General features: G+C 69.6%; 24 protein-coding genes. 16 read left to right on the plus strand and 8 right to left on the minus strand.

The features are described 5' to 3' along the window. Positions 1–5: 5 nt before the first annotated feature. From ACLJO0_RS12980 to ACLJO0_RS12995, 4 genes are read left to right on the plus strand one after another with little or no spacing between them, the layout of a single operon-like run. Positions 6–1,148, plus strand: coding sequence for an ArsA family ATPase (locus ACLJO0_RS12980; protein WP_410578674.1), 1,143 nt, complete (start codon positions 6–8; stop codon positions 1,146–1,148). After that, positions 1,145–1,567 (plus strand): hypothetical protein, encoded by a 423-nt coding sequence (locus tag ACLJO0_RS12985; RefSeq protein WP_410578676.1) that lies wholly within the window; start codon positions 1,145–1,147, stop codon positions 1,565–1,567. The genes ACLJO0_RS12980 and ACLJO0_RS12985 overlap by 4 nt, the downstream gene beginning before the upstream one ends. A gap of 16 nt (positions 1,568–1,583) precedes the next feature. After that, positions 1,584–2,543 carry an ROK family protein gene (locus tag ACLJO0_RS12990; RefSeq protein WP_125785520.1) on the plus strand — a complete coding sequence of 320 codons (960 nt, stop codon included), beginning with the start codon at positions 1,584–1,586 and terminating at the stop codon, positions 2,541–2,543. 4 nt (positions 2,544–2,547) lie between these two features. Beyond that, entirely contained in the window at positions 2,548–3,417 is an 870-nt protein-coding gene (locus ACLJO0_RS12995) for an NUDIX domain-containing protein (RefSeq protein ID WP_410578678.1), read from the plus strand. A gap of 17 nt (positions 3,418–3,434) precedes the next feature. Here the strand turns inward: ACLJO0_RS12995 and ACLJO0_RS13000 are convergent, their stop codons facing one another. The 3 genes from ACLJO0_RS13000 to ACLJO0_RS13010 are packed head-to-tail and all read right to left on the minus strand — an operon-like array spanning position 3,435 to position 5,868. Then, the gene (locus ACLJO0_RS13000; RefSeq protein WP_410578680.1) at positions 3,435–4,577 is read right to left on the minus strand and encodes a glutamate--cysteine ligase; all 1,143 of its coding nucleotides are present in this window, start codon (positions 4,575–4,577) and stop codon (positions 3,435–3,437) included. Positions 4,578–4,597: 20 nt separating this feature from the next. Continuing rightward, a complete protein-coding gene (locus ACLJO0_RS13005; RefSeq protein ID WP_410578682.1) occupies positions 4,598–5,101 on the minus strand; it encodes a hypothetical protein in 504 nt (167 codons plus the stop codon). Then, complete coding sequence (locus ACLJO0_RS13010) at positions 5,098–5,868, minus strand: alpha/beta hydrolase (protein ID WP_410578684.1); 771 nt, start codon at positions 5,866–5,868, stop codon at positions 5,098–5,100. The genes ACLJO0_RS13005 and ACLJO0_RS13010 overlap by 4 nt, the downstream gene beginning before the upstream one ends. Positions 5,869–6,082: 214 nt before the next feature. Here ACLJO0_RS13010 and ACLJO0_RS13015 point away from each other — a divergent pair, with 214 nt between their 5' ends. Both ACLJO0_RS13015 and ACLJO0_RS13020 read left to right on the plus strand, forming a co-directional pair. Beyond that, positions 6,083–6,844, plus strand: coding sequence for a lysophospholipid acyltransferase family protein (locus ACLJO0_RS13015; protein WP_410578686.1), 762 nt, complete (start codon positions 6,083–6,085; stop codon positions 6,842–6,844). A 20-nt stretch (positions 6,845–6,864) separates the two neighbouring features. Beyond that, positions 6,865–7,350: a polyadenylate-specific 3'-exoribonuclease AS gene (locus ACLJO0_RS13020; protein ID WP_034322519.1), complete on the plus strand. Its 486-nt coding sequence runs from the start codon at positions 6,865–6,867 to the stop codon at positions 7,348–7,350. Between the two features lie 325 nt (positions 7,351–7,675). On the opposite strand, the gene ACLJO0_RS13025 is transcribed toward ACLJO0_RS13020, so the two are convergent. Continuing rightward, positions 7,676–8,752, minus strand: coding sequence for a 3-deoxy-7-phosphoheptulonate synthase (locus ACLJO0_RS13025; protein WP_410578688.1), 1,077 nt, complete (start codon positions 8,750–8,752; stop codon positions 7,676–7,678). 282 nt (positions 8,753–9,034) lie between these two features. Here ACLJO0_RS13025 and ACLJO0_RS13030 point away from each other — a divergent pair, with 282 nt between their 5' ends. Together ACLJO0_RS13030 and ACLJO0_RS13035 are read left to right on the plus strand one after the other, a co-directional pair. After that, positions 9,035–10,060 carry a 6-phosphofructokinase gene (locus ACLJO0_RS13030; RefSeq protein WP_396557217.1) on the plus strand — a complete coding sequence of 342 codons (1,026 nt, stop codon included), beginning with the start codon at positions 9,035–9,037 and terminating at the stop codon, positions 10,058–10,060. A 133-nt stretch (positions 10,061–10,193) separates the two neighbouring features. Continuing rightward, complete coding sequence (locus ACLJO0_RS13035) at positions 10,194–11,705, plus strand: amidohydrolase family protein (RefSeq protein ID WP_410578690.1); 1,512 nt, start codon at positions 10,194–10,196, stop codon at positions 11,703–11,705. 4 nt (positions 11,706–11,709) lie between these two features. On the opposite strand, the gene ACLJO0_RS13040 is transcribed toward ACLJO0_RS13035, so the two are convergent. From ACLJO0_RS13040 to ACLJO0_RS13055, 4 genes are all read right to left on the minus strand, one after another. Then, complete coding sequence (locus ACLJO0_RS13040; protein WP_410579295.1) at positions 11,710–12,147, minus strand: VOC family protein; 438 nt, start codon at positions 12,145–12,147, stop codon at positions 11,710–11,712. Between the two features lie 71 nt (positions 12,148–12,218). Further along, positions 12,219–13,661: an aromatic amino acid ammonia-lyase gene (locus tag ACLJO0_RS13045; protein ID WP_410578692.1), complete on the minus strand. Its 1,443-nt coding sequence runs from the start codon at positions 13,659–13,661 to the stop codon at positions 12,219–12,221. A 38-nt stretch (positions 13,662–13,699) separates the two neighbouring features. Beyond that, entirely contained in the window at positions 13,700–14,170 is a 471-nt protein-coding gene (locus ACLJO0_RS13050; protein ID WP_410578694.1) for a group II truncated hemoglobin, read from the minus strand. Positions 14,171–14,296: 126 nt separating this feature from the next. Continuing rightward, the gene (locus tag ACLJO0_RS13055) at positions 14,297–14,605 is read right to left on the minus strand and encodes an ArsR/SmtB family transcription factor (protein ID WP_037304077.1); all 309 of its coding nucleotides are present in this window, start codon (positions 14,603–14,605) and stop codon (positions 14,297–14,299) included. 163 nt (positions 14,606–14,768) lie between these two features. Between ACLJO0_RS13055 and ACLJO0_RS13060 the strand changes: the two genes are divergently transcribed. From ACLJO0_RS13060 to ACLJO0_RS13095, 8 genes are all read left to right on the plus strand, one after another. Beyond that, entirely contained in the window at positions 14,769–15,992 is a 1,224-nt protein-coding gene (locus tag ACLJO0_RS13060) for a glycoside hydrolase family 18 protein (protein ID WP_410578697.1), read from the plus strand. Positions 15,993–16,036: 44 nt separating this feature from the next. Next, positions 16,037–16,702, plus strand: coding sequence for a DUF2461 domain-containing protein (locus ACLJO0_RS13065; protein WP_410578699.1), 666 nt, complete (start codon positions 16,037–16,039; stop codon positions 16,700–16,702). 108 nt (positions 16,703–16,810) lie between these two features. Further along, positions 16,811–18,235, plus strand: a complete 1,425-nt coding sequence (gene pyk, locus ACLJO0_RS13070; RefSeq protein ID WP_034322494.1) for a pyruvate kinase — start codon at positions 16,811–16,813, stop codon at positions 18,233–18,235. Between the two features lie 171 nt (positions 18,236–18,406). Further along, on the plus strand, positions 18,407–19,306 hold the full coding sequence (locus tag ACLJO0_RS13075) for an acyl-CoA thioesterase (RefSeq protein ID WP_410578701.1): 900 nt from the start codon (positions 18,407–18,409) through the stop codon (positions 19,304–19,306). 458 nt (positions 19,307–19,764) lie between these two features. After that, positions 19,765–20,643, plus strand: coding sequence for a helix-turn-helix domain-containing protein (locus ACLJO0_RS13080; protein ID WP_276369057.1), 879 nt, complete (start codon positions 19,765–19,767; stop codon positions 20,641–20,643). A 50-nt stretch (positions 20,644–20,693) separates the two neighbouring features. Further along, a complete protein-coding gene (locus tag ACLJO0_RS13085) occupies positions 20,694–20,912 on the plus strand; it encodes a DUF397 domain-containing protein (RefSeq protein WP_125785452.1) in 219 nt (72 codons plus the stop codon). Positions 20,913–21,066: 154 nt separating this feature from the next. After that, complete coding sequence (locus ACLJO0_RS13090) at positions 21,067–21,279, plus strand: hypothetical protein (protein ID WP_125785453.1); 213 nt, start codon at positions 21,067–21,069, stop codon at positions 21,277–21,279. A 63-nt stretch (positions 21,280–21,342) separates the two neighbouring features. Next, a complete protein-coding gene (locus ACLJO0_RS13095) occupies positions 21,343–24,366 on the plus strand; it encodes a helix-turn-helix transcriptional regulator (protein ID WP_410578704.1) in 3,024 nt (1,007 codons plus the stop codon). Positions 24,367–24,382: the final 16 nt, after the last annotated feature.

The following is a 24,382-nucleotide window of genomic DNA, read 5'->3' on the forward strand; positions in this document are numbered from 1 at the left end:
TAGGCATGCGGATCCTGCTGTTCACCGGCAAGGGGGGTGTCGGCAAGACCACGCTCGCCGCGGCCACGGCGGCGGCACTGGCCGGGCGGGGCAGGAAGACGCTCGTGGTCTCGACCGACCCGGCCCATTCCCTCGGTGACGCCTTCGGCCGCGCGCTCGGTGGCGAACCGTCCGAAGTGGACACGCTTTTACACGCCGCCCAGATCGACACCCGCGGCCTCGTCGACAGCACCTGGCGCGAACTCCGGCAGGAGTTGCAGACCGCGCTCGCGGGGGCGGGCCTCGACTCGCTCGACGCCGAAGAACTCACCGTGGTGCCCGGCGTGGACGAACTCCTCGCGCTCACCGAGGTCCAGCGCCTCGCCGAACACGGTCCATGGGAGACGGTCGTCGTCGACTGTGGACCGACCGCGGAAACGCTGCGCCTGCTGGCTTTGCCCGAAGCCGTCTCCGGCTATCTGTCGAGGATGTTCAAACCGGGCGCGCGGCGGACGGCGGCCGCGGTGCGGCGGCTCGGCGCGCATCTGGACTCGCTGCGCACCCTGCTCACCGACCCGGCCACCACCACCGTACGGCTCGTGCTGACGCCGGAGCGCGTGGTCGTCGCGGAAGCCCGACGCACCCTCAGTTCCCTTGCCCTGCGCGGGATCCTGGTCGACGGCCTGATCGTCAACCGGCTGATGCCCGCGCCCGGGTTCTGGCGCGGCGCCGCCGCCTCGTGGATGCGGACCAGGCGCACCCAGCAGAACGCCGTCCTCGCCGAGCTCGCCGACGCCGGTTTCGGACCCGGACAGGTGAAACCCGTCGAGCACCGCGCCGTCGAGCCGGTGGGGCTCGAGGCGTTGCGGGAAATCGCGTACGAGCTTTACCAGGGCCTGGATCCGCTGGCGGGCAACGAAAAAGGTGTCACCCCGCTGCTGCAGGTGTCCGAATCGGACGGTGGCTACCAGCTGCGGATCGCGGTGCCGCTGCACCGTGACTCCGAAGTGGACCTGGCCAGAGTGGACGATGATCTCGCCGTCACCGTGGACGGTTTCCGGCGGCTGATCGCGCTGCCGGAGATGTTGCGCCCGTGCCGGATCACCGGTGCGGAATCCGACGCGCACGGCCTGGTCGTGAGCCTGGCCGGGAACCGGGGACCCGGGTGAGCGAGTACAGCGAACGCACGGAGGCCGACGGCCTCAAACTGGCCGAAGAGATCCGGCTGCTGATCGAACTCGTCGTCGAGCACGCGGCGCCGTGGCTGGAGGGCCTGATCTCCGCCGGGCACGGCTGCTCGGAACACGACACCGACGGCGGCTGGTGCCCGCTCTGCGCGGTCGTCGGCGTCTTCCGCGGGGAACGGCCCGAGTTCGTGGCACGGCTGATGGAGCAGGCCGCGCAGCTCGTCGCGCTGCTGCGGGCGGTGCTCGCCGATCGCTGGGAGCCGGAGGGCGGGGTGCACATGCCGGGGTTCCAGCCTGCGCGGAAGGAGCCCGCGGCCGAAGATGTGCCAGTGGGAGCTTCGCGGGTCCAGCACATCACGGTGACCAGGCGCGACGCTTGGCAGCCGGACCGGGAGAACTGAGTTGCTGACGGTAGGGGTGGACGTCGGGGGCACGAGTGTGCGCGCCGGCGTGGTGGATGAGCACGGCTCGCTGATGGACACCGCCAGGGTCGGCACGCCCAGCGGGGAGGACGCGCTCGAAGACGCCATCGCCGGCGTGATCGAAGACCTCCGCAACCGGCACGACGTCTCCGGTGTCGGGCTCGCGGTCGCCGGCTTCGTCGCCAAGGACCGGCGGACGGTGATGTTCGCGCCGCATCTGTCCTGGCGTGCCGCGCCGGTCGCCGAACGGATCGAGAAACGCGTCGGCCTGCCGGTGACCCTGGAACACGACGTGAACGCCGCGGCGATCGGCGAGTACCGGTTCGGGGCCGCCCGCGGCGCCCAGGTGGCCGCGCTGATCGCGCTCGGCACCGGGATCGGCGCGGGTCTGCTGCTCGACGGCAAGATCTACCGGGGCGCGTACGGCGTCGCCCCCGAACTCGGGCATCTCACGGTCGTTCCCGGCGGGCGGCCCTGCCCGTGCGGCAAGTACGGCTGCTGGGAGCGGTACTGCAGCGGGACCGCGCTGGCCGCGACCGCGGTGGAACTGCTCGCCCGGCACCCCGGCCGGTCGACCGTGCTGGCGCGGGAGACCAGGGGAGACCCCGGTTCGGTCACCGGCCGCCGGGTCGCCGGTGCCGCCCGCGACGGCGACCCGATCGCCCAGCGCGCGATGACCGAACTGGGCAAGTGGCTCGCCGAAGGGCTGGCGCTGGTCGCGGATGTCTTCGACCCGGAGATCATCGTGATCGGAGGCGGGGTGTCCGAATCGGCGCCGCTGTTCCTCGACGAGGCACGGGAGCAGTACGCGGGCAAGATCACCGGTGCCGGGCACCGGCCGCTGGCCCGGATCCGCACCGCGCATCACGGGGACGACAGCACGATCGTCGGCGCGGCGGCGCTCGCCGTCGACGCGGCGAAGGCTCCCGGCGCCGAAGTCGGTGTGACAGGCTGAAGTCGTGACCCGGCAAGACGGCAACGGCTTCGTGAAATGCGACTTCGGGCATCTCCACTGGGGTTTGAACGGCGCCGCCGGGCTGCTGCTGTCCGATCCCGCGCGCGGTGTCCTGCTGCAACGCCGGGCTTGGTGGGTGCATCACGGGCGTACGTGGGCACTGCCAGGGGGCGCCGTCGAGGCGGGGGAGAGCCCGCGCGAGGCCGCCACCCGCGAGGCACACGAAGAGGCCGACATCCCGCCGTCGGGCGTCCGCGCGCTGGCCGCCTCGCACGTCGACCACGGGAACTGGCGCTACACCACGATCCTGGCCGCGCCGATCGGCACGCTTTCGGCCAGGGTGAAGAACGCGGAGAGCGCGGAACTGCGGTGGGTGCGGGCGGGCGAGGTCGCGGACTTCCGGCTGCACCGCGATTTCGCGGTGGCGTGGCCGGGATTGAAGGAACACTTGGATCGCGAACTGGTACTGGTGGTCGACGGCGCGAACGTCGTCGGGTCGCGGCCGGACGGCTGGTGGCGCGACCGGCGTGGCGCCGCGGAACGGTTGCGGGACAAGCTCGCGACCCTGGCCGGAACCGGGCTCGCCGATCCGGCGCTCCCGGGTGGCGGCGAATGGTCGTGGTGGCCGAGGGTCGTGCTGGTCGTCGAGGGGAAGGCGCGGGGAGTCGCGGCCGTGCCCGGCGTCGAGGTCGTCGACGCCGAGTCCGACGGGGACTCCCAGATCGTGGCGGTCGCGCGGAAGGCCAGGGAGGCCGGCCCGGACGACCACGTCGTCGTGGTGACCGCCGATCGCGAGCTGCGTTCCCGCGTCGAGGCCCTGGGTGCTTCGACCTTCGGCCCGAGCACCCTCCTGGGGCATCTCGATCGCCATTAGGTGCCGAATTGCGGGGTCTAGGGGCGCGCGATCTTTCCGTCCCGCATTTCGGCGATGAGCGAAGCGACGACGGCGCGAAGGCTGCCGTTGTAGTGCTTCGCCACCGCGCGCTGACGCAGGTAGCTGGGCCCATAGGCCAGGATCGTCTCCACCGACCGCAGTTCGTCGACACAGTCCAGGCGCCGGGCGACCGGTTCCAGCCGCTCCAGCAGGTCGTAGGTGTCGTCGGTGACGAGCCGTTCGTTGCCCGCCGCGTCGAGGATGACGATCGCGTCGACGCCGTAACGCGCCGCGCGCCACTTGTTCTCCTGGACGTGCCAAGGCGGCAGCGTCGGCAGGATCTCGCCGTCCTCTAGCCGCGAATTGAAATCGTCGACGAGGCATTGCGTCAGCGCCGCGATCGCGCCGACCTCCTCCAGCGTCGGCAATCCGTCGCACACGCGCATCTCGATCGTCCCGAAATGCGGGGCGGGCCGGACGTCCCAGCGGATCTCGGAGAAGTGGTCGATCACGCCCGTGGTGAACATGTCGTCGACGTAGCTCTCCAGCTCGGTCCACTTCCGGAACTGGAACGGCAACCCGGCCGTCGGCAGCTGCTGGAACATCAGCGCGCGGTTCGACGCGTAGCCGGTGTCCTCAGCGCCCCAGTACGGCGAAGACGCCGAAAGCGCCTGCAGGTGCGGCGCGTAGTTGAGCAGCGCGTCCAGGATCGGCAGGGCCTTGTCGCGATGGTCGACGCCGACGTGCACGTGGACGCCGTAGATCAGCATCTGCCGCCCCCACCACTGGGTCCGGTCGATGAGCTTGGCGTAGCGCTCCTTGTCGGTGACCTTCTGCTGGTACCACGTCGAGAACGGATGCGACCCGGCCGAGAACAGCTCGACGCCCAGCGGGTCGAGGACCGAATGCACGACGTCCAGCGACTCGTTCAGATCGGCCTTGACCTCGGCGATCGTGTCGCAGATCCCGCTGATCACCTCGATGGTGTTGAGCAGCAGCTCCTGCTTGATCTTCGGGTGTTCCTCCTCGCCGTCGGGCCGGACGGCGTCGAGCACCTGCTCCGCGACCGACGAGAGCTCACCGGTCCGCCGGTCGACGAGGGCGAGCTCCCATTCCGCGCCGACCGTCGACCGGCGCGAGGGAGTGAAGTCGATCTTCATGATCGGAATTGTCCGGCAGTTCAGACCTGGGCGCCGTTGTGCGGATCCGCGCCGGGCGGCGGCCCCTGGCGAACCCGCAGCAGGAGCAGGGCGATCGCGGTCGCGAGGGCGAGGATGCCGAGCGGGGTGCCGAGCCGCGTGCCCATGCCGATCAGATTGGGCGCGATCAGGAGCAGCAGGCCGAGCACGAAGAACAGCAGGACGATGAAGGCGCCCTTGCGCGGACGCGGCAGGGGAGGCGGCTCGGGCGGCACGAAGTGGCCCTCGTCCTCACCCGGCCCGGCGGGATCGTCCTCGAAGAGGGTCTTGTCCCAGCTGGTGCCGCCGCCTCGCCAGCCCGCTTCGGATTCGGCGTCCGGCTGCTCGGGCCGGGGTGCCTTCTCGGCGGGCTTTTCCCTCGTCTTCCCCGCCGGCTTCTCCAGGTCGTCTTCCGGGAACAGCCCGACGCCCTCCGCACGGAGGTCGGCCACGATCTCGGCGAACGTCGCGTCGACGTCCTCCGGCCCGTCCTTGCCTCTGCTCATCCGGCGTCCACCTGTCCCGCCCGGCGCACGGACCGGGCGAAGTCCACCGTACGCGTGAAGATCAGGCCCGCGTCGTGGTCTTGCGTGGCGACGTGGAAGCTGTTCTCCAGCACCACCTCGGTCACGTCGTCGCTGCCGATCCCGTCGAGGATCACCTGGGAGTTGACCGGCTCCACGATGTGGTCGACGGCCGAATGGAGCAGGAGCACGGGCTGGGTCACCTTGCGCAGATCCGTGCGGGTGAGCTTCCACAGCTTCGCCAGGCTCGCCGCGGCGCGCACAGGCGTTCGCGAGTAGGCCAGCTCCGTTTCGCCCGGCTTCGCGATGTCGTTGGCCACGCCCGGCACCGACGGCAGGATCCGCGACAGGACGGGCAGCAGTTTGGCGTCCCACCGCAGGGTCAGCACCGACGGGTTCACCAGCACGATGCCGGCGATCCGGTCGCCGAACTCCTCGGCCAGTCGCAGCGTCAGCGTCCCGCCCATCGACATCCCGGCGACGAACACCGTGTCGCAGGTCGAGAAGAGCGCCAGCAGCTCTTCGCGGACCGCGCCGTACCAGTCTTCCCAGCCTGTCCGGTTCATGTCCTGCCACCGGGTCCCGTGCCCGGGGAGCAGCGGGCAACGCACCGTGTAACCGGCCTCGGCCAGATGGTCGCCCCAGGGCCGCATACTCGCGGGGGTGCCGGTGAACCCGTGGCACAGCAGGAACCCTGCTTCGGACGAACCGGTGTGAGCGAACGGTTCCGCGCCGGCGAGGACGGCCATGCGATCGCCTTCCGTGAGAGCTGGGTAGGTCTACTATGTTCGCACGACCGGAGCGGCTTGTGGGCCCCCGGCCACTGCCGGAATCGGGCCGGATCGGGTGTGAGATCCGTCGCTGGCCGCGGGTAACCGGGTGGACTTCGTTGTGCCGGGAGTGCGCGATTCGTAGTCTTGACCATCGGGCGCAGGGGTTGAGCTGCTAGGAGGAGTTTTCGCAGTGCTGTACTGGCTCATGAAACACGTGTTTATCGGGCCACTGCTCAAGGCGCTGTGGCCCACCAAAGTCGTCGGCGCGGAGAACATCCCCGACGACGGTGGTGCGATCCTCGCGGGCAACCACCTCGCGGTGGCCGACTCCTTCTTCATGCCGCTGCGCGTCAAGCGCAAGGTGACCTTCCCGGCCAAATCGGAGTATTTCACCGAAAAAGGCGTCAAGGGCCTGCTGAAAAAGTGGTTCTTCACCGGCGTCGGCCAGTTTCCGATCGACCGTTCCGGCGGCAACGCCGCGCAGGCCGCGCTCGACACCGCGACCCGGCTGGTCCGCGAGGGCCACCTCCTCGGCATCTACCCCGAAGGCACCCGCTCCCCGGACGGCCGCCTGTACAAGGGCAAGACCGGCGTCGCTCGGATCGCCCTGGAGTCCGGTGGCGTCGTGGTCCCGGTGGCCATGATCGGCACCGACAAGGTGAACCCGATCGGCTCGAAGATGTGGTGGCCGCGCCGCCTCGAGATCCGCTTCGGCAAGCCGCTCGACTTCTCGCGCTACGAAGGCCTCGCCGGTGACAGGTTCATCGAGCGGTCCATCACCGACGAGATCATGTACGCCCTCATGGAGCTCTCCGGCCAGGAGTACGTCGACATCTACGCCGCCAAGGCGAAGGAACTGCTCGCCGCCGAGGAGGCGGGAATCCGCCCGAAGGTGCCCGCGCAGCCGTCCGCTCACGACGTCGCCCGCATCCCGGACACCAAGGTCGGCTGAGGCCCCACTAGGGTTCTCCGGTGCGCTTTTTCTACGACACCGAATTCATTGAGGACGGCGTGACCATCGATCTGGTGTCGATCGGTGTCGTGGACGAAAGAGGCCGCGAGTTCTACGCGGTCTCGACCGATTTCGATCCCGGCAAGGCGGGCCCCTGGGTCCGCGACCACGTGCTCCCGAAACTCCCGTCGCCCGCCGACCCGGCGTGGCGCAGCCGCGAGAAGATCCGCACGGACCTGCTCGAGTTCTTCGGCAAGCCGCCAGGCGGGATCGAACTGTGGGCCTGGTTCGCCGCCTACGACCACGTCGCGCTGGCGCAACTGTGGGGCCCGATGCCCGCGCTGCCGCGCCAGCTGCCGCGCTTCACGCGTGACCTGCGGCAACGCTGGGAGGACGCGGGCAAGCCGAAGCTGCCCGCCGCCCCGGACGACCAGCACGACGCGCTGGCCGACGCGCGGCACAACTACCAGCGGTGGCAGATCATCGAGTCTTACTGGCACCGGTAGGTCCCTGCCTGAAGTACGTGAAGGACCCCTTCCTGTACCTAGGCGCAAGGATGGGGGCCTTCATGTACTTGGGCGGCCTTCACGCGCGGCGCCTCCTGCTGGTGGTTCGGCCGTGAAGGCCTCCTTCACTACCCTCAAGGTAGGAAAGGAGGCCCTCACTACGGATCGGGCCTGACGCGAGGGGCGCCATCCCCGGGTGCCATGCGACGAAAGCTCCCTTCGCGGCATACCACCCCGGCCTTCCACCCCCGTGCCGTGCAAGGAAAGGTCCTTTCCTTGCAAAATTTGCAAGTAAAGGACCTTTCCTTGCAGCCGCCGGGACCCGTCAGCGGCGCGAGTCCACCGCCTCCGCGAGCGTGTCCAGCAGTTCCGCGGTCGTCTCCCAGCCGAGGCAGGCGTCCGTGATCGACTGTCCGTAGGTCAGCGACGAAGCCGAGCCCAGCGTCAGGTCCTGCCGCCCCGCCACCAGGAAGCTTTCCAGCATCAGCCCCGCGATGCCCCGCTCACCGGCGCCGATCCGCCCGGCGAGTTCGCGGACGACCGAAGCCTGGCGCACGTGGTCCTTCGCGCTGTTGCCGTGGCTCGCGTCGATGATCACGCGCTCCGGCAGCCCGGACTTCGCGAGTCGCGCCAGCGTGTCCGCCACTGTCGCGGCGTCGTAGTTCGGACCGGCGGAGCTGCCGCGCAGGATCACGTGACAGTCCTCGTTGCCCGCGGTGGTGATCAGCGCGGCGAGCCCGTCGGGGTTGATCCCGGCGAAGACGTGGCTCGCGCCGGCCGCGCGGGTGGCGTCGACGGCGACCTGGACGTCGCCCTCGGTCGAGTTCTTGATCCCGACCGGCATCGACAGCGCGCTGCACAGCTGCCGGTGCACCTGGCTGGCCGCGGTCCGCGCACCGATGGACCCCCAGGTCACGGTGTCGGAGATGAACTGCGGGGTGATCGGGTCGAGGAATTCGCAGCCGACCGGCAGCCCGAGCGCCGAGATGTCGAGCAGCAGTTTGCGCGCCATCCGGAGACCGTGGTTGACCTCGTAGGTGCCGTCGAGGCCGGGGTCGTTGATCAAGCCCTTCCAGCCGAGCGTGGTCCGCGGCTTCTCGAAGTAGACGCGCATGACGATGTGCAGGTCGCGGCGGTGTTCTTCGGCCTTGGCGGCGAGGCGGCGGGCGTAGTCGAGCGCGGCGTCCGTGTCGTGCACCGAGCAGGGCCCGACGACGACGAGGAGCCGGTCGTCCCGGCCGTCGAGGATGTCGACGGCCGAGGCCCGCCCGGCTAGGACGGTATCGGCGATTTCCGCCGTCATCGGATGTTCGTGCCGCAGCATCGCGGGCGACAGCAGCGGGTCGATGGCCGCCGTGCGGTGCCCGTCAAGGGCGATCAGGGTGTCAGCGGAGGGAGACATCGCGGGTCTGGTTCCTTTCGAAAGGGATACCGACCCGCGGGAACTCGCCGAGCCGGTGTGATTCCGGCTCGGGGTGGATGTCAGCGCAGGTTCACGCCGCCGTGCCCACCCGGGGCCGGCTTCGTAAACCAGAAATAGCGCTGCACGGCGCCAAGCTAGCACATCGCGGACGTGGACCGATTCCCGAGGTGGTCCGCCCTGCACCGATCCAGAGAACTCCCGCTACGCTGGCGGTGGGACATGTGACTGTCATCTCTACGGAACACAAGACGGAGGCTTCTCATGCGTGTCGGTGTGCTGACCGGCGGTGGCGACTGCCCGGGGCTCAACGCGGTGATCCGCGCTGTGGTGCGCAAGGGCATCGAGGTGCACGGCTGGGACATCGTCGGGTTCCGCAACGGCTGGAACGGTCCCCTCACCGGGGACAGCCGCCCGCTCGGCCTGAACGACGTCGAGGACATCCTGACCCGCGGCGGCACGATCCTGCGTTCGTCGCGGACCAACCCGTACAAGGTCGAGGGCGGGGTCGACAAGATCAAGGCCGTGCTCGCCGAGCAGCAGGTCGACGCGCTGATCGCGATCGGCGGCGAAGACACCCTCGGCGTCGCGAAGCGGCTCACGGACGACGGTATCGGCGTCGTCGGGGTGCCCAAGACGATCGACAACGACCTCGGCGCCACCGACTACACGTTCGGCTTCGACACGGCCGTCTCGATCGCCACCGAGGCCATCGACCGGCTGCACACCACGGCCGAGTCGCACCACCGCGCCCTCGTCGTCGAGGTCATGGGCAGGCACGCGGGCTGGATCGCGCTGCACTCCGGTCTCGCCGGGGGCGCGAGCGTGATCCTGGTGCCGGAGCGGCACTTCAACGTCGACCAGGTCGTCTCGTGGGTCGAGCGCCGCTTCGAGAAGGAGTACGCGCCGATCATCGTGGTCGCCGAGGGCGCGCTGCCCGAGGGCGGCGAGGAGAAGCTGCTGACCGGTGAGAAGGACGCCTTCGGGCACGTCCGGCTCGGCGGCATCGGCACCTGGCTGGCCGACGAGATCGCCGCCCGCACCGGCAAGGAGTCCCGTGCGGTCGTGCTCGGGCACGTCCAGCGCGGCGGCACCCCGACGGCGTACGACCGCGTGCTCGCCACCCGGTTCGGGCTCAACGCCGTCGACGCCGTCGCCGACGGTGATTTCGGCGTGATGACGGCGCTGCGCGGCACCGACATCGTCCGCGTCAAGCTCTCCGAGGCGACCGCCGAGCTGAAGACCGTCCCGGTCGAGCGGTACGAAGAGGCCGAGGTCTTCTTCGGCTGAGCCGTGTTTCAGGAGAAGGCCCCTTACTTTGTGCTGAGCTCGGGTAAGGGGCCTTCGCTTTCCTTGCGGCGCCTCCATCTCGGCGAGTTGAATCGGCCGCCTGGGGGATCTGGGTGGAAGGGCGGCGGTTCTCATGGCGGGTGCGGGATCCAGCAGGCGCGAGTTCCTGAGATGGCTGGCCGCCGGCGGGACCGGGGTGGCGCTCGCCGGGCTGCTGCCCGGCACGGCCGCCGCGGACACGGTCGAGATCGTCGTCATCGACCGGGTCACGCTGATCGACGGCACGGGTTCGGCGCCGCGGCGTGACGTCTCGGTCGTGCTCGTCGGCGACCGGATCGCCTGGGTCGGCGCCTCCGGCCAGGTTCCGGACACCGGTGCCGCGCGGGTGATCGACGGCCGCGGCAAGTACCTCATCCCGGGGCTCTGGGACATGCACACCCACGGCGCGGACCTCGAAGAGATCGTCCCGCCGCTGCATCTCGCCCACGGCGTCACGGGCGCCCGCGAGATGTGGGGGTACGCGGAGAACCGCGCGACCAGGGACAAGATCGAACGCGGCGAGCTGCTCGGCCCGCGGTTCGTCCTGGCGAGCGGGATCGTCGACGGACCGGTCACGCTCCTTGGCCCGCCGGTGCTCCAGGTGACGACGGCGGCCGAGGCGCGGGCCACCGTCCGCGCGGAGAAGGCCGCGGGCGCCGAGTTCGTGAAGACCTACTCCTACCTCGGGCCCGACGCCGTGCGAGCGATCGCGGAAGAGGCCCGCCACCAGGGCCTGAGGTTCTCCGGGCATTGGCCGTACAAGCTGTCGCACCGCGAGGCGAGCGACCTCGGCCAGCACAGCTTCGAGCATTTCTTCGGCGTGTCCGTCCACTGTTCGTCCCGGCGCGACGAGATCCTCGCCAGGCTGAAAGCGACGCCGTACGACCCCGCGGCTCCGCGCGCCTTCTTCAACCTGGCGCGGCAACTGGAGTTCGATTCGGTCACCACGTACGACCCCGGAGTGGCGCGGGCCTACTTCGGCGGGCTGCGGTGCAACGGCACCTGGCACTCGCCGACGCTGACGATCAACCGGGTCGTCACGCAGCCCGCCGAAACCCACCAGCACGACCCCCGGTTGAAATACGTCCCCGCGGACCTGCGCGAGAGCTGGGCCAAGGGCATCGAACTGTTCGCACCGAAGACGCCGTCGGAGATCGCCCTTCAGGAGCGGTATTACCAGGAGACTCTGCGGCTGGTCGGCGTCGCGCACGAAGCGGGCGTCGGGCTCATCGGCGGCACCGACTGCCTCAACCCGTACACCTTCCCCGGCAGCGGACTCCACGAGGAGCTCGCCTTCCTGGTCGAGGCCGGGCTCTCGCCGGTGCGGGCGCTGAAGACCGTCACCGGCGACGCCGCGAAATTCCTCGGCAGGGAAAGGACTTCGGGCACCGTCGCGGCGGGGAAGGAGGCGGATCTCGTGCTGCTGGACGCGAACCCGGCCGCCGACATCCGCAACGTCGCGAAGATCGACACCGTGATCACCCGCGGCCGCGTGCTCGACAGGGCGGAGCGAGGGCGGATGCTAGCCGCTGTCGAGGCCGCCGCGAACCGGCCCGAGACGAGTCCCCGGATCCGGTCCCTCGCCCGGCGGGGCTGTTGCTGCTGAGGTGTCAGCCGATCTTCTCGGCCAGCTCGATGATGATCCCGTCGGGGCCGCGAAGGTAGCAGAGCCGGAAGGTGTCCTCGTAGTTCACGACTTCGCCCACGAGTGTGCCTCCGTGGGGCCGCACACGGTCGAGGACGCCTTCGATGTCGTCGACCTGGAAGGCGAGGTGGCGCAGGCCGAGCGTGTTGGCCGGAGCGTGCGAGTCGCCGGGGTGGGACTCGGGCGTGAGGTACTGGATGAGTTCGAGCCGCCCGTCGCCGCCGGGGACGCGCACCATCGCGATCTCCGATTTGGCCTGCCCGACCGCGGTGATGCGGTCCGCCAGGTCGCTCTCCATCGTCATCCTGCCTTCCAGTTCGAGGCCGAACTCGACGAAGAACGCGACGGCGGCCGTGAGGTCGCTGACGATGACGCCGACGTGGTCCAGCTGCCGGATGCCCATGGTGATCTCCTCGCTGTGGTGTGTGCTGCCCCAGTGACGACGCCGCCCGGCGGTTCTCGACATCGGAGGAGTCAGATGAGCGCGAAGGTGTCCAAAAGCGAGACGGCGCGTGCGATGTCCTCGGTGAGCGGCCGGTCCTCGACGCTCGGGTCGAGCACGGCGGCGGCGGTCTCGTAGGCGTCCCGCGCGGGCAGGGAGACGAGTTCGGCCTTCCGCATCCGCAGCGCCCGGACGGCCGCGACCAGCTCGCACGCCAGGACCTGTTGATAGGCCGTCCCGGCCGCGGTCGCCGCGCGCGCGGCCTGGGTGGAGAAGCTCGCGTGGTCTTCGATCCCGCGCGAGACGACGGCGGTGCCCAGCGTCGCCGGGAGCGCGGCCTGCCGCAGTTCGGTGAGCGCGTCGTGGGCGACGTACTCCAGGATCATCACGCCCGAACTGCCCGACGGCCCGGCCGCGAGGAACGGCCGCAGCCCGGTGAACTCCGGTTCCACCAGGTCGCCGAGGCGGGCCACCGACAGCTCCGCGACCTGGTGGACGGTCGCCCGCACCTGGTCGAGCGCGGTCGAGACGTACGCGGTGTGGAAATGCGCGTGGTGGTAGGCGTCCTGGTGCACCGTCGAGATCATCGGGTTCTCGGTGCTGGCGTTGATCTCCACCGCGAGCACGTCGCGCAGGTAGTGGATCGCGTCCAGCGCAGGCCCCTGAACCTGCGGGAAAGCGCGGAGCCCGAACGGGTCCTGGATGCGCCTGCCGGGTTTGGGCGTGCCCTCCATCCCGAGCAGTCGCCGCATCTCCGCCGCGCACGCGACCTGCCCGGCGTGCGGACGCGCTTCGTGCACGGGAGTCGCGTACGCCTCCGGGTTCCCGTCGAGCGCGATGTAGGTCAGTGCCGCGACCACGTGACTCGCCCGCGTCAACGTGTCGAGCCGCATCGCCGCGAGGGTCGCTTCGGCAAGGGTGGCGGCGTTGCTGCTCATGAACGCGAGCGCGTCACCGGCCTGCACGGGTACCGGCGGCACACCGCCGGTCAGCCACGGCCGTTCGCCGGTGAGGGCGAGCGCGGTCTCCGCGAGCGGGGCGAGGTCGCCGGTGCCGATCGCGCCGAGCCGGTGCACCAGCGGCAGCGACCCGGTCCGCGCCGCGGCGGCCAGCGCCCCGATCAGCTCCGGGCTGAGCCCGGACCGTCCGGCCAGCAGCTGGTTGAGCCGGATCAGCATCATCCCCCTGGTCTGGGCCGGGGACATGACGTCGCCGCTGCCGCCGGCGTGACTGCGCAGCAGCCGCAGCCCGTGATCCGGCGACTCGCCCTCGCCGACCGGGTCCTCCTTGTTGGCGCCGACGCCGGTGGTGCGGCCGTAGACGATCCGCCGCGTGCTCAGCTCCTCGGCGAGTTTCCACGCGCTTTCGGCGCCGCGCAGCGCGGCGATGGAAACGTCAATGCCCAGCGGCCCCTCGGTGCCCGCGGCGGTCACGACGTCCGCGCAGCGCAGGGTCCGGCCGTCGACCCGGATCACGGCGGCCTCCTTTCCCGACCGCCCCACTATGACCGCACTCAGTCCGAGGGCGGCTGCCAGGGCGGGCGGTTGCCCCAATCCCACTTCGGCATCGGCTCGGGAACGGTGACCTCGCGGCCGGGCTGCGAGAACATCACCGCGAGCCTGCTGCCCCATTCGACGTAGGCGGCGAACGCGGAGCGGAACTCGGGGTCGGCGGGCAGCCCTGCCTCGTCGGCCGCGTCGAAGAGCAGGTTCACCCAGCGGCGGCGCTGCTCTTCGGTGATCGCGCGACCGAGATGCCGTCCGACCATGTGCCGGTGACCGCCGTGGTCGTGACTGTAGGTCTCGGGGCCGCCGAACACCTCGGCGAGCCAGACCGCCACGTGCTCGGGATGGCCGGGGTCCATGTGGCGGAAGACGGGCTCCAGCAACGGGTCCTTCAGCACGTGGCCGTAGAAGACGGCCGTGAGCCGCCGCAGGGCGTCCAGCCCGCCCGCCCATTCGTACAACGTCGGCGTCTCGGTCACGTCGGGTCCTCCCAGCGGCGATGATCTCCCGGTCGGGCAAGGCAACCATCCTCCGACCGCTCCGGACAACCGTTTACTTTCGGTGCGTACCAACGGGAGCGGCGATGAAGCGGAGCGGTTACCTATTCACTGACTGTCTTCGTCGAGGTGCCGCTCGAGCGCGTCGATCCGGCCTTCCCAGAACCGGCGGTACGGCGCGAGCCAGGCGTCGACCTCCGCGAGCGGCTCCGGGCGGAGCCGGTAGCAGCGGCGCTGGGCGGCGACGCGGACGGTGACCAGACCCGCCTCGCGTAGGACACGCAGGTGCTTCGATACGGCCGGTTGGCTCAATTCGAGGACCTCGACCAGCTCGTTGACCGACCGTTCGCCGTCGCGCAAGAGGTCCAGGATGGTCCTCCGCCGCGGCTCGGCGAGGATCTCGAAAGTCTGCATCATCCGGGAAATGTGCCCCGTGCGGCATATTTCCGTCAAGGAATGTTCGAAAATGTCCATCCGAAAGTCGCGATCTGAACCATTGACGGAGTGGTCTAGTCCACTTAACTTGTGCGTGTCCCGCCGCAGTCCTCTCGTCACCGCAGGTGACCGTGAAGGGAGAACGATGTCCCGTTCGATCAGGCTCACCGCGATCGTGGGTGCCGCGGCCGTCGCGCTCGGCGCGCTGGCCGTCGTCGCCCCGGCGCAGCAGGCGACCGCCGCTCCCGACGCACCGGACGCCTCGGTCGGCAAGGTACTCGGGTACTTCGCCGAATGGGGCGTCTACCAGCGGAACTACCATGTGAAGAACATCGACACCTCCGGTTCGGCGAGCAAGCTGACGCATATCAACTACTCGTTCGGCAACGTGACGAACGGTGGCTGCGCGATCGGCGACGCGGAAGCGGCGACCAGCAAGTTCTACGACGCCGCCGGCAGTGTCGACGGGGTCGCCGACAGCTGGGACAACGGCGCGCTGCGCGGGAACTTCAACCAGCTGAAGAAGCTCAAGGCCAAGCATCCGAACCTCAAGGTGCTGTGGTCCTTCGGCGGCTGGACCTGGTCCGGTGGCTTCGGCGAGGCGGCGAAGAACCCCGCCAAGTTCGCGGAGTCCTGCTACAACCTCGTCAACGACCCGCGCTGGGCCGGCGTCTTCGACGGCATCGACATCGACTGGGAGTACCCGAACGCCTGCGGTCTCTCCTGTGACACCAGCGGCGCGGCGGCCATCAAGAACCTCGCGCAGGCCCTGCGGGAGAAGTTCGGCTCGAAGCTCGTCACCGCCGCGATCACCGCGGACGGCACCGACGGCGGCAAGATCGACGCCGCCGATTACGGCGGCGCTTCGCAGTACTTCGACTGGTACAACGTCATGACCTACGACTACTTCGGCGCCTGGGCCGCGCAGGGCCCGACCGCGCCGCATTCGCCGCTGAACGACTACGCGGGCATCCCGACCGCCGGCTTCCACTCCGACGCGGCGATCCAGAAGCTGAAGAGCAAGGGCGTTCCGGCGGGCAAACTGCTGCTGGGTATCGGTTTCTACGGCCGCGGCTGGACCGGTGTCACCCAGGACGCCCCCGGTGGCTCCGCGACCGGCGCGGCGCAGGGCACCTACGAGGCGGGCATCGAGGACTACAAGATCCTGAAGACCACGTGCCCGGCCACCGGCACCGTCGCGGGTACGGCGTACGCGAAGTGCGGAAACAACTGGTGGAGCTACGACACCCCGGCGACCATCGGCGGCAAGGTCGCCTACGCCAAGAACCAGGGTCTCGGCGGTGCCTTCTTCTGGGAGCTGTCCGGTGACACGACCGACGGCGAGCTGATCACCGCTCTGGCCGAGTAAGCCTCTCTTGCGCTTCTGTCGGGGGTGGGGATTAACGTCACCGCATGGGTTTCGAGGGTTTCGGCGAGTACGCCATCGACTTCTACGACGGTCTCGAGGCGGACAACTCCAAGTCCTATTGGGACGCGAACCTCGCCACCTACAAGGCCGACGTCCGCGCGCCGATGGCGGCGCTGCTCGCCGAGCTGGTGCCGGAGTTCGGTGACGGCTTCGGCGAGGGAAAGGTGTTCCGCCCGTATCGCGACGTCCGGTTCGCCAAGGACAAGACGCCGTACAAGACCCATTGCGGCGCGGTGATCGAGCAGGGCCGCGGCGGCGGCGCGTACTACGTCGAGGTCGGCCCGGCCGGGCTGCGTGTCGGTGGCGGCTGCTTCCATTTCGAGTCCGATCAGCTCGCCCGCTTCCGCAGGGCCGTCGACACCGAACTGCGCGGCGCCGAACTGGCCAAGATCCTCGCGAAGCTGGAGAAGGCGGGCTGGGAGGTCAAGGGGGACAGGCTCAAGTCGAAGCCGCGCGGGTTCGCCGAGGATCATCCCCGCATCGACCTGCTGAGGTATCGCTCGGTGTACGCCGTCCGCGGCTGGGAACCGGACGACGTCCTGCACGAACGGGGCACGCTCGACCGGGTGCGAAAGGCATGGCGGCAGGTCCGCGCGTTCAACGAGTGGGCCCGTGACCGGGTCGGGCCGAGCGAGAAGCCGCGACGATAACCGTCGAACCCCGATCGGCGGTTGTCCGTCCCAGGTGAACTGACACTTTTCTTGAACTTTCGGTATCGGTACAGACGTATCCGCGATGAGGGACTACGCTGTACGAACGTGAGCCGACGCGCGAAGATCGTTTGTACCCTGGGCCCCGCGACCGCTACGCCGGAGAAGATGCGGCAACTCGTCGACGCCGGGATGGACGTCGCGAGGATGAACTTCAGTCACGGGACGCACAGCGACCACAAGCAGGTCTACGACCTCATCCGCACCGCCGCCGCCGAATCCGGCCGCGCCGTGGGCATCCTCGCCGACCTTCAGGGGCCGAAGATCCGTCTCGGCACCTTCGCCGGCGGTCCGGTGGAGTGGCACAACGGAGACATCGTGCGCATCACCGTCGAGGACGTCGCGGGTACGCACGACCGCGTCTCGACCACCTACAAAGGACTCGCCGACGACGCGAAGCCCGGCGACCGTCTCCTCGTGGACGACGGCAAGGTCGGTCTCGTCGTCAAGCAGGTCGAAGGCCCGGACGTCGTCTGCGAGGTCACCGAAGGCGGACCCGTCAGCAACAACAAGGGCGTTTCCCTGCCGGGGATGGACGTTTCCGTGCCCGCGCTGTCCGAAAAGGACATCGAAGACCTCGAGTTCGCGCTCGAACTCGGTGTGGACTTCATCGCGCTGTCGTTCGTCCGCTCGCCCGCCGACATCGACCTGGTCCACCAGGTGATGGACCGCGTCGGCAAGGGGCGCCTCCCGGTGGTCGCGAAGATCGAGAAGCCCGAAGCGGTCTACAACCTCGAAGCCATCGTGCTGGCCTTCGACGCGGTGATGATCGCCCGTGGCGACCTCGGCGTGGAACTCCCGCTGGAGCAGGTCCCGCTGGTGCAGAAGCGCACCATCCAGATCGCCCGCGAGAACGCGAAGCCGGTCATCGTCGCGACGCAGATGCTCGAGTCGATGATCAACAGCTCCCGCCCGACCCGCGCCGAGGCCTCGGACGTCGCCAACGCGGTGCTCGACGGCGCGGACGCCCTCATGCTGTCGGGTGAGACCAGCGTCGGCCGCTACGCCATCGAGGTCGTCCAGACCATGGGCCGGATCATCGAGGCCGTCGAGACCGACTCGCCGGTCGTGCCGCCGCTCTCGCACGTCCCGCGCACCAAGCGTGGCGTCATCTCCTACGCGGCCCGTGACATCGGCGAGCGGCTGAACGCCAAGGCGCTGGTCGCCTTCACCCAGTCCGGTGACACCGTCCGCCGGCTCGCGCGGCTGCACACGCGGCTGCCGCTGCTGGCGTTCACGCCGGAGGAAAGCGTCCGCAGCCAGCTCGCGATGACCTGGGGCACCACGACGCGGATCGTGCCGAAGGTGGGCTCCACCGACCAGATGATCCAGCAGGTCGACCACGCGATGCTCGAAATGGGCAAGTACGCCAAGGGCGACCTGGTGGTCATCGTGGCCGGTTCCCCGCCCGGGACCGTCGGCTCGACCAACCTCATCCGGGTGCACCGCCTCGGCGAGGACGACCACGCCTGACCCTGGTCACCTCGCCCGGCCCTTCGGCTGTGCAATGAAGGGGCCTTTCATTGCAAATTTTGCTATGAAAGGCCCCTTCATCTCATCCGCACCTGTCCCGAAGGTGGCCTTCGCGACAAACGTCCCGCCTCATCCGGGACCAGGACACCCTTACGGCCTAAAGTTCAGGACATGACTGAGATGGCCAGGGAAGCCGCGGCCGGTTTCGACAACGCCGGCGGAGTGGGCGGACAGCCCGTGCTCGACCGGCTGGTCGCGTTGCTGGACTTGGAGAAGATCGAGGAGAACATCTTCCGCGGGGTCTCGCCCGCCCACTCGCCGGTGCGGGTGTTCGGCGGGCAGGTCGCCGGGCAGGCGCTGGTCGCCGCGGGCCGCACGGTCCCCGAGGAGCGGAAGGTCCACTCGCTGCACGCGTACTTCATCCGCGGCGGCGACCCGAGTGTCCCGATCGTCTACGAGGTCGACCGGATCCGCGACGGCCGTTCGTTCACCACCCGCCGCGTCGTGGGCATCCAGCACGGCAAGGCGATCTTCTCCCTGTCCGCCTCGTTCCAGAAGGACGAGGGCGGCATCGAGCACTCCGAGGGCATGCCGGACGTCCCGGACCCCGAGTCGCTCCCGACGTTGCAGGAGCGCGCCGAGGGCTATTTCATGGGCCATCTCGACCGGCCGCGCCCGATCGACCTGCGGTACGTCAACGATCCGCCGTGGGTGACCAGGAAATCGGGCGAGCGGCCCGCCAGGAACCAGGTCTGGATGCGGGCCGACGGCAAGCTCCCGGATCAGCAGTTGCTGCACGTCTGCGTCCTGACCTACGCCTCCGACATGACGCTCCTGGATTCGGTCCTCGCGCGCCACGGCGTCTACTGGGACCTCGACAAGGTGATCGGCGCGAGCCTCGACCACGCCCTCTGGTTCCACCGCCCGTTCCGGGCCGACGAGTGGTTCCTCTACGACAGCGCGTCGCCGACGGCGTCGGGTGCCCGTGGTCTGGCGACCGGCCGGTTCTTCGCCGCGGACGGAACGCATATCGCGACCGTCGTGCAGGAAGGTCTTCTCCGGGTGGTGTGAACGGTGACGTTCCGCATCGGAGAGGCGTCTTGTCCACCCTTTAGAGGGAATGGTGAAACGCATTAACATCTGGAGCCAGAGCATTACGGAATGGTGGACATAAAGGGAGAGCCGGAACCGATCGGGGGACGGCTCCGGCCCTGCTCCGGGGGTGAATCCGGCCTTGACGGGTTTCCTTCCGGAAACCCATCGGTGCAGCTCGCGGCCCCGCGCCAGTGCCGCGAACGGGTCCGCTGCCGCCGGTGAAGACGGGCGTACCGCGTTGCACAATGCTCAACCTACAACGGCAATCTGCAAATTGCAGGATGAAAACCCGGCCGGGCCGGAAAATGCTGGTGTGACCATCTCACCGAATGTGTCTCGGGCTGGTTAGATGTGCTTCGTGCGGCGTTACTGAACACTGTTCTCCTCGCCGTGTCGCGATCGGTGTTGCTCGGACAGCCTGTGGAGGTGCCGTGATGACGAGGGGTCAGGGGCCCACCGTGCGCCGCCGACGGCTGGCGAGCGAGCTGAGGCGGTTGCGCGAGGCGGCGGATCTCACCATCGACGAAGTGAGCGAGAAGCTCGAATGCTCGGCGTCGAAGGTCAGCCGGATCGAGACCGGGCACGTCGGCGTCACCCCGCGCGACGCACGCGACATGCTCGAGCTGTACGGCATCGCGGGCGACGAGCAGGAAGCGCTCGTCCAGCTGGCCAGGGAAGCCCGCAAACGCGGCTGGTGGCATGCGTATAACGAGGTGTTCACCGGCACTTTCGTCGGCCTGGAGGCGGACGCGAGTTCACTGCGGGCGTTCCAGGCGTTGCTGGTGCCGGGACTGTTGCAGACCGAGCGCTACGCCAAGGCCGTGATCAGGGCGATGCGGCCCGACGCCGAAGACGCCGAGATCAGGCGCAGGGTGGCGGCGAGGATGGCGCGGCAGGAGCTGCTGACCGATCCTTCGCCGCCGGAGTACTGGGCCGTCATGGACGAAGCGGTCCTGCATCGCACGGTCGACGGCCCCGAGGTGATGGCGGAGCAGTTGTACCGGATGGTCACGATGGCGGCGCAGCCGAACGTGACCGTCCAGATCGTGCCGTTCGGCGCGGGTGCCCATCCCGGGATGGAGGGTCCGTTCCTCATCATGGGCTTCCCCGAACTGGCCGACACCGACGTGGTCTACGTCGACAGCACCTCCAGCGGGCTCTACCTGGAGGAACCCCCGGACGTCCGGCGATACGCGTTGATGTTCGACCATCTGCGTGCCGCCGCGTTGAAGCCGGACGACTCGGTCGAGGTGATCGCCGAGGCCGCCGGAAGGTTCGCCGAACGGGCGGCCCTTCCGGAGAAACCGCAGTGACGGGACTCGGAGCGCTCGACGTCCCCGGAAACGAGTAAGGAGTGGGGAGCATGACGCCCAACGATGATCTTTCCCAGGCCCGGTGGTTCAAGAGCAGCCACAGTGGCGGCGGCAACGACTGCGTCGAGGTCGCCTTCACCGGTTCCGGTGCCGCCCTGAGGGACTCGAAGGACCCCGAGGGAGGTGCCTTCCGCCTCTCGCCGCAGGCTTGGCGGGGGCTGCTCGGCGCCGTGCGCCCGAGTGGCCCGGGTCACGCCCAGAACCACTGAAACTCGACCCCTTACGCCGCCCGAGCAGGGGATGGGCCGGCGTAAGGGGTCGAATCACGTCCGGGTGTAGGTGATCACCCGATGCCGCAGGGCACCCCTCAGGACGAATCTCATCACTACCAACAAGGCAGTGAGTTCCTAAGGGGAAACAGTGATGAACACGAACGACGCTCTACTCACCGGAGTACTGGCCGAGGTCGAGTACCGGCGCGAAGAGCTCCAGCGAGCGGGCCGCAGCGTGTGGGTCGACCGGGCCCGCCGGGCAGGCAAGCGGATCCGCGCGCACCGCGCCGAAGTACGGGTGCCCGCCCAGCAGCGGCGCGAGGCGCGACAGGCGCCCGCCCGCAGCGGCGAGATCACCCGGTAGAGGTCGAGTGCGATGAAGCTCTCGGCTAAAACACAGGCGAAGTTGTCGGCCCGGTAGGCAAGAATGCACCTCGTGCCCCGTCTTGGCTCCGGAATCCCGATCGTCGCCCGCACTCAGGAGATGCGGCAGCTCCGCGCCGCCTTCGCCCGTGCAGAACGGGCCGAGGCCGGCGCGGTGCTGCTCTCCGGTGACGCCGGCGTCGGCAAGACCCGTCTGCTGACCGCGCTCGGCGAGTTCGCCGCGGGCGCGGGCGCCCTGGTGCTCACCGGGCGCTGTATCGACGTCCATGAGGGCGGTCTTCCTTATCTTCCGTTCGCCGAGGCGCTCGCGCCGTTGGCGACGACGTCCGATCCCGCGGTCACCGCCGCGGTCCGGGCCCGGCCGGCGCTGGGCAGGCTGCTCCCGCAGATGCAGCAGGCGGAGGACTACCCCGCCATCGAAGACGGTCAGCTCACCGCGAGCGAACGGGTGTCGACGCAACGGCTCCGGCCCGAACAGGACCTCGGCCAGCTCCAGCTGTTCGACGCGGTACTGGGGGTGCTGACCGTCATCGCGCAGCGCCGGCCCGTGGTGATCCTGCTGGAGGATCTGCACTGGGCCGACGGCTCCACCCGGAACCTGCTGTCCTTCCTGCTGACGAGGCTGCGCACCCAGCGGCTGCTGGTGGTGGCGAGCTACCGCGAGGAGGACGTCCACCGGCGGCATCCGCTCCGGGCGGTGCTGTCCGAGGTGGTGCGCCTTGGCGCGGTCGAACGCGTCGAGGTCAAACCGTTCGGCGCCGAGGACGCGCGCGCGTTCGTCGAGGCGCTGGCCGACGAGCCGATCGGCCAGGACCTGATCGCCGACATCGTCACCCGGTCCGAAGGCAATCCGTTCTTCGTCGAGGAGCTGCTCGCGTCCGCGAAGGACTGCCGCGAGCTCCCCGCCGGGCTGGCCGAAGTGCTGCTCGCCAGGGTGGAGCAGCTTTCCCAGATCACCCGCCGTGTGCTGCGTGTGGTCTCGGTCGCCAAGGACGCGGTGGCGCACGCCGCGCTCGCCGAGATCGCCGGTCTGGACGAGCTCGAACTCGATGAGGCACTGCGCGAAGCGGTGCAGCATCACGTGCTGGTGATCGAGAACGGCTTCTACACCTTCCGCCACGCGCTGCTGCAGGAAGCGGTGTACGGCGATCTGCTGCCGGGGGAGCGGGTGCGCATGCACGCGGCGTACGCGGCCCGCATCCGCGACCGGGCACAGGGCCGCGGCCAGGACGCGCGGCTCGCGCACCACAGCATGGAGAGCAAGGACTTCGTCACCGCGCTGGCCGCGTTGCTGCGCGCGATGGACGAGGCGGAGAAGCTGGGCGCGCCCGGTTCCGCGCTGCGCCACGTCGAACAGGCACTGTCCATTTGGGACGCGGTGCCCGCGGCGGACCGGCCGTCGGACGTCGACGAGCTCCGGTTGCTGCACGAGGCTTCGTACTTCGCGAGCACGTCGGGCGAGCCGGAGCGGGCGGTCGCCTATTCGCGATCCGCCACCGAGGCTCTCGGCCAGGACACCGGCAACGAGCGCGCCGCCAAGGTCTGGCGGCGGCACGCGGAGGCACTGCTTTCGGTCGACGGCACGATCGACGAGGTCGTCGAGGCGATCGACAAGGCCTGGGAGCTGGTCGAACACACCGAGGCGAGTTCCGCGCGGGCCTGGGTGCTCGCCACCCGGGCGGGGATCCTGCGGCTGATCGACAGGCACGACGAGGCACTGCAGTGCGCGCTGGCCGCGGTCGCCGACGCCAGGGCCGTCGGCGCGGGCGGGGCGGAGGCGGCCGCGCTGGTCTCGCTCGGGACGCTGGCCGATTCGGCGGGTGACGTCGAGGAGGCGCGGGAGCGGTTGCGCCAGGCCGAGCGGAAGGCCAGGGATTCCGGCGCGCTCAACGGCGAACTGCGCGCGTTGCACTTCCTCGGGCTGAGCTACGACGACAGGGCCGAGATCCACTCCGCGCTGAAGTACTACGCCAAGGGCATCAAGCGGGCTAAGGAGACCGGGCTGACCTGGAGTTCCTTCGGGATCGAGCTGCGGACGAAGCACCTCACGCTGCGGTACGTCAGCGGCGACTGGCCGGAGGACGACGACGCCGGCCGCGCGGGCCGCGGCGTTTCGAGTGTCGTCGCCGGGCGGTTCCTGAGCATCTGGGCGCAGTTCGTCGTCGCCAGGGGCCGGTTCGCGGACGCGGACAAGATCCTGCCCAGCCTGCGCCAGCACTGGAGCACGGATATCTCGATCGCGCTCGCGGCGGGTGACGCCGCCATCCAGCTCGCGTCCTGGCGCGGGGACCACGCGGGCGCGGTGCGGCAGGCGCAGGAGCTGATCAGCTGGCTCGAAGAGGTCGAGCCCGCGATCCTCGGCGGGATCCGGATCAGCGTGCACGGCGTCGCGGCCGCCGTCGCGCAGGCCGCCGAAGCCAAGGTGCGCGGCGATGTCGCGACGGTCGAGGCGGCGGTGAAAGCGGGTGAGGAGATGCTCGCCCACGGCCGCCACTGCGCCGAACACGGCATCCCGCGTTCGGTGTCGCTGGGCCCGGAGGCGCTGGCGTGGCTCGCCCGGCTGGAGGCGCTCGGCAGCTGCCTGCGCGGCGCGGGAGACCCGGAGCTGTGGGCGAAGGCGGTCGAGGCGTTCGGGTACGGCGCGGTGTACGAGCAGGCGATATGTCGCCTGCAGCACGCGAAGTCCTTGCTGGCGTCCGACGGTGACACCGCGCTCGCGACGTCAGAGCTGCTGGCCGTGCACGCGGTGGCCGACCGGCTGGGCGCCTGCCCGCTGCGCGAAGCCGTCCGCGAGCTCAGCCACCGGGCACGTGTCGAGCTTCCCGGCGCGGCCGCGGCCCCGCGACGTGACGTCGTCGACCCGCTCACCGATCGCGAACGTGACGTGCTGGAACGCGTCGCGCTCGGCCGGACCAACCGGCAGGTCGGCGAAGAGCTGTACATCAGCGAGAAGACGGTGAGCGTCCACCTTTCGCGTGTGATGGCGAAACTCGGCGCGAGCCGCCGGGCCGAGGCGGTCGCGATCGCCTACGACCGGGGCCTGCTCGCCGCGCCGACCTCCTCCTGACCCCGCAATTCGGCAC

Origin of the sequence: Amycolatopsis sp. lyj-108 (assembly GCF_046549005.1) — a bacterium.
Lineage (GTDB): Bacteria > Actinomycetota > Actinomycetes > Mycobacteriales > Pseudonocardiaceae > Amycolatopsis.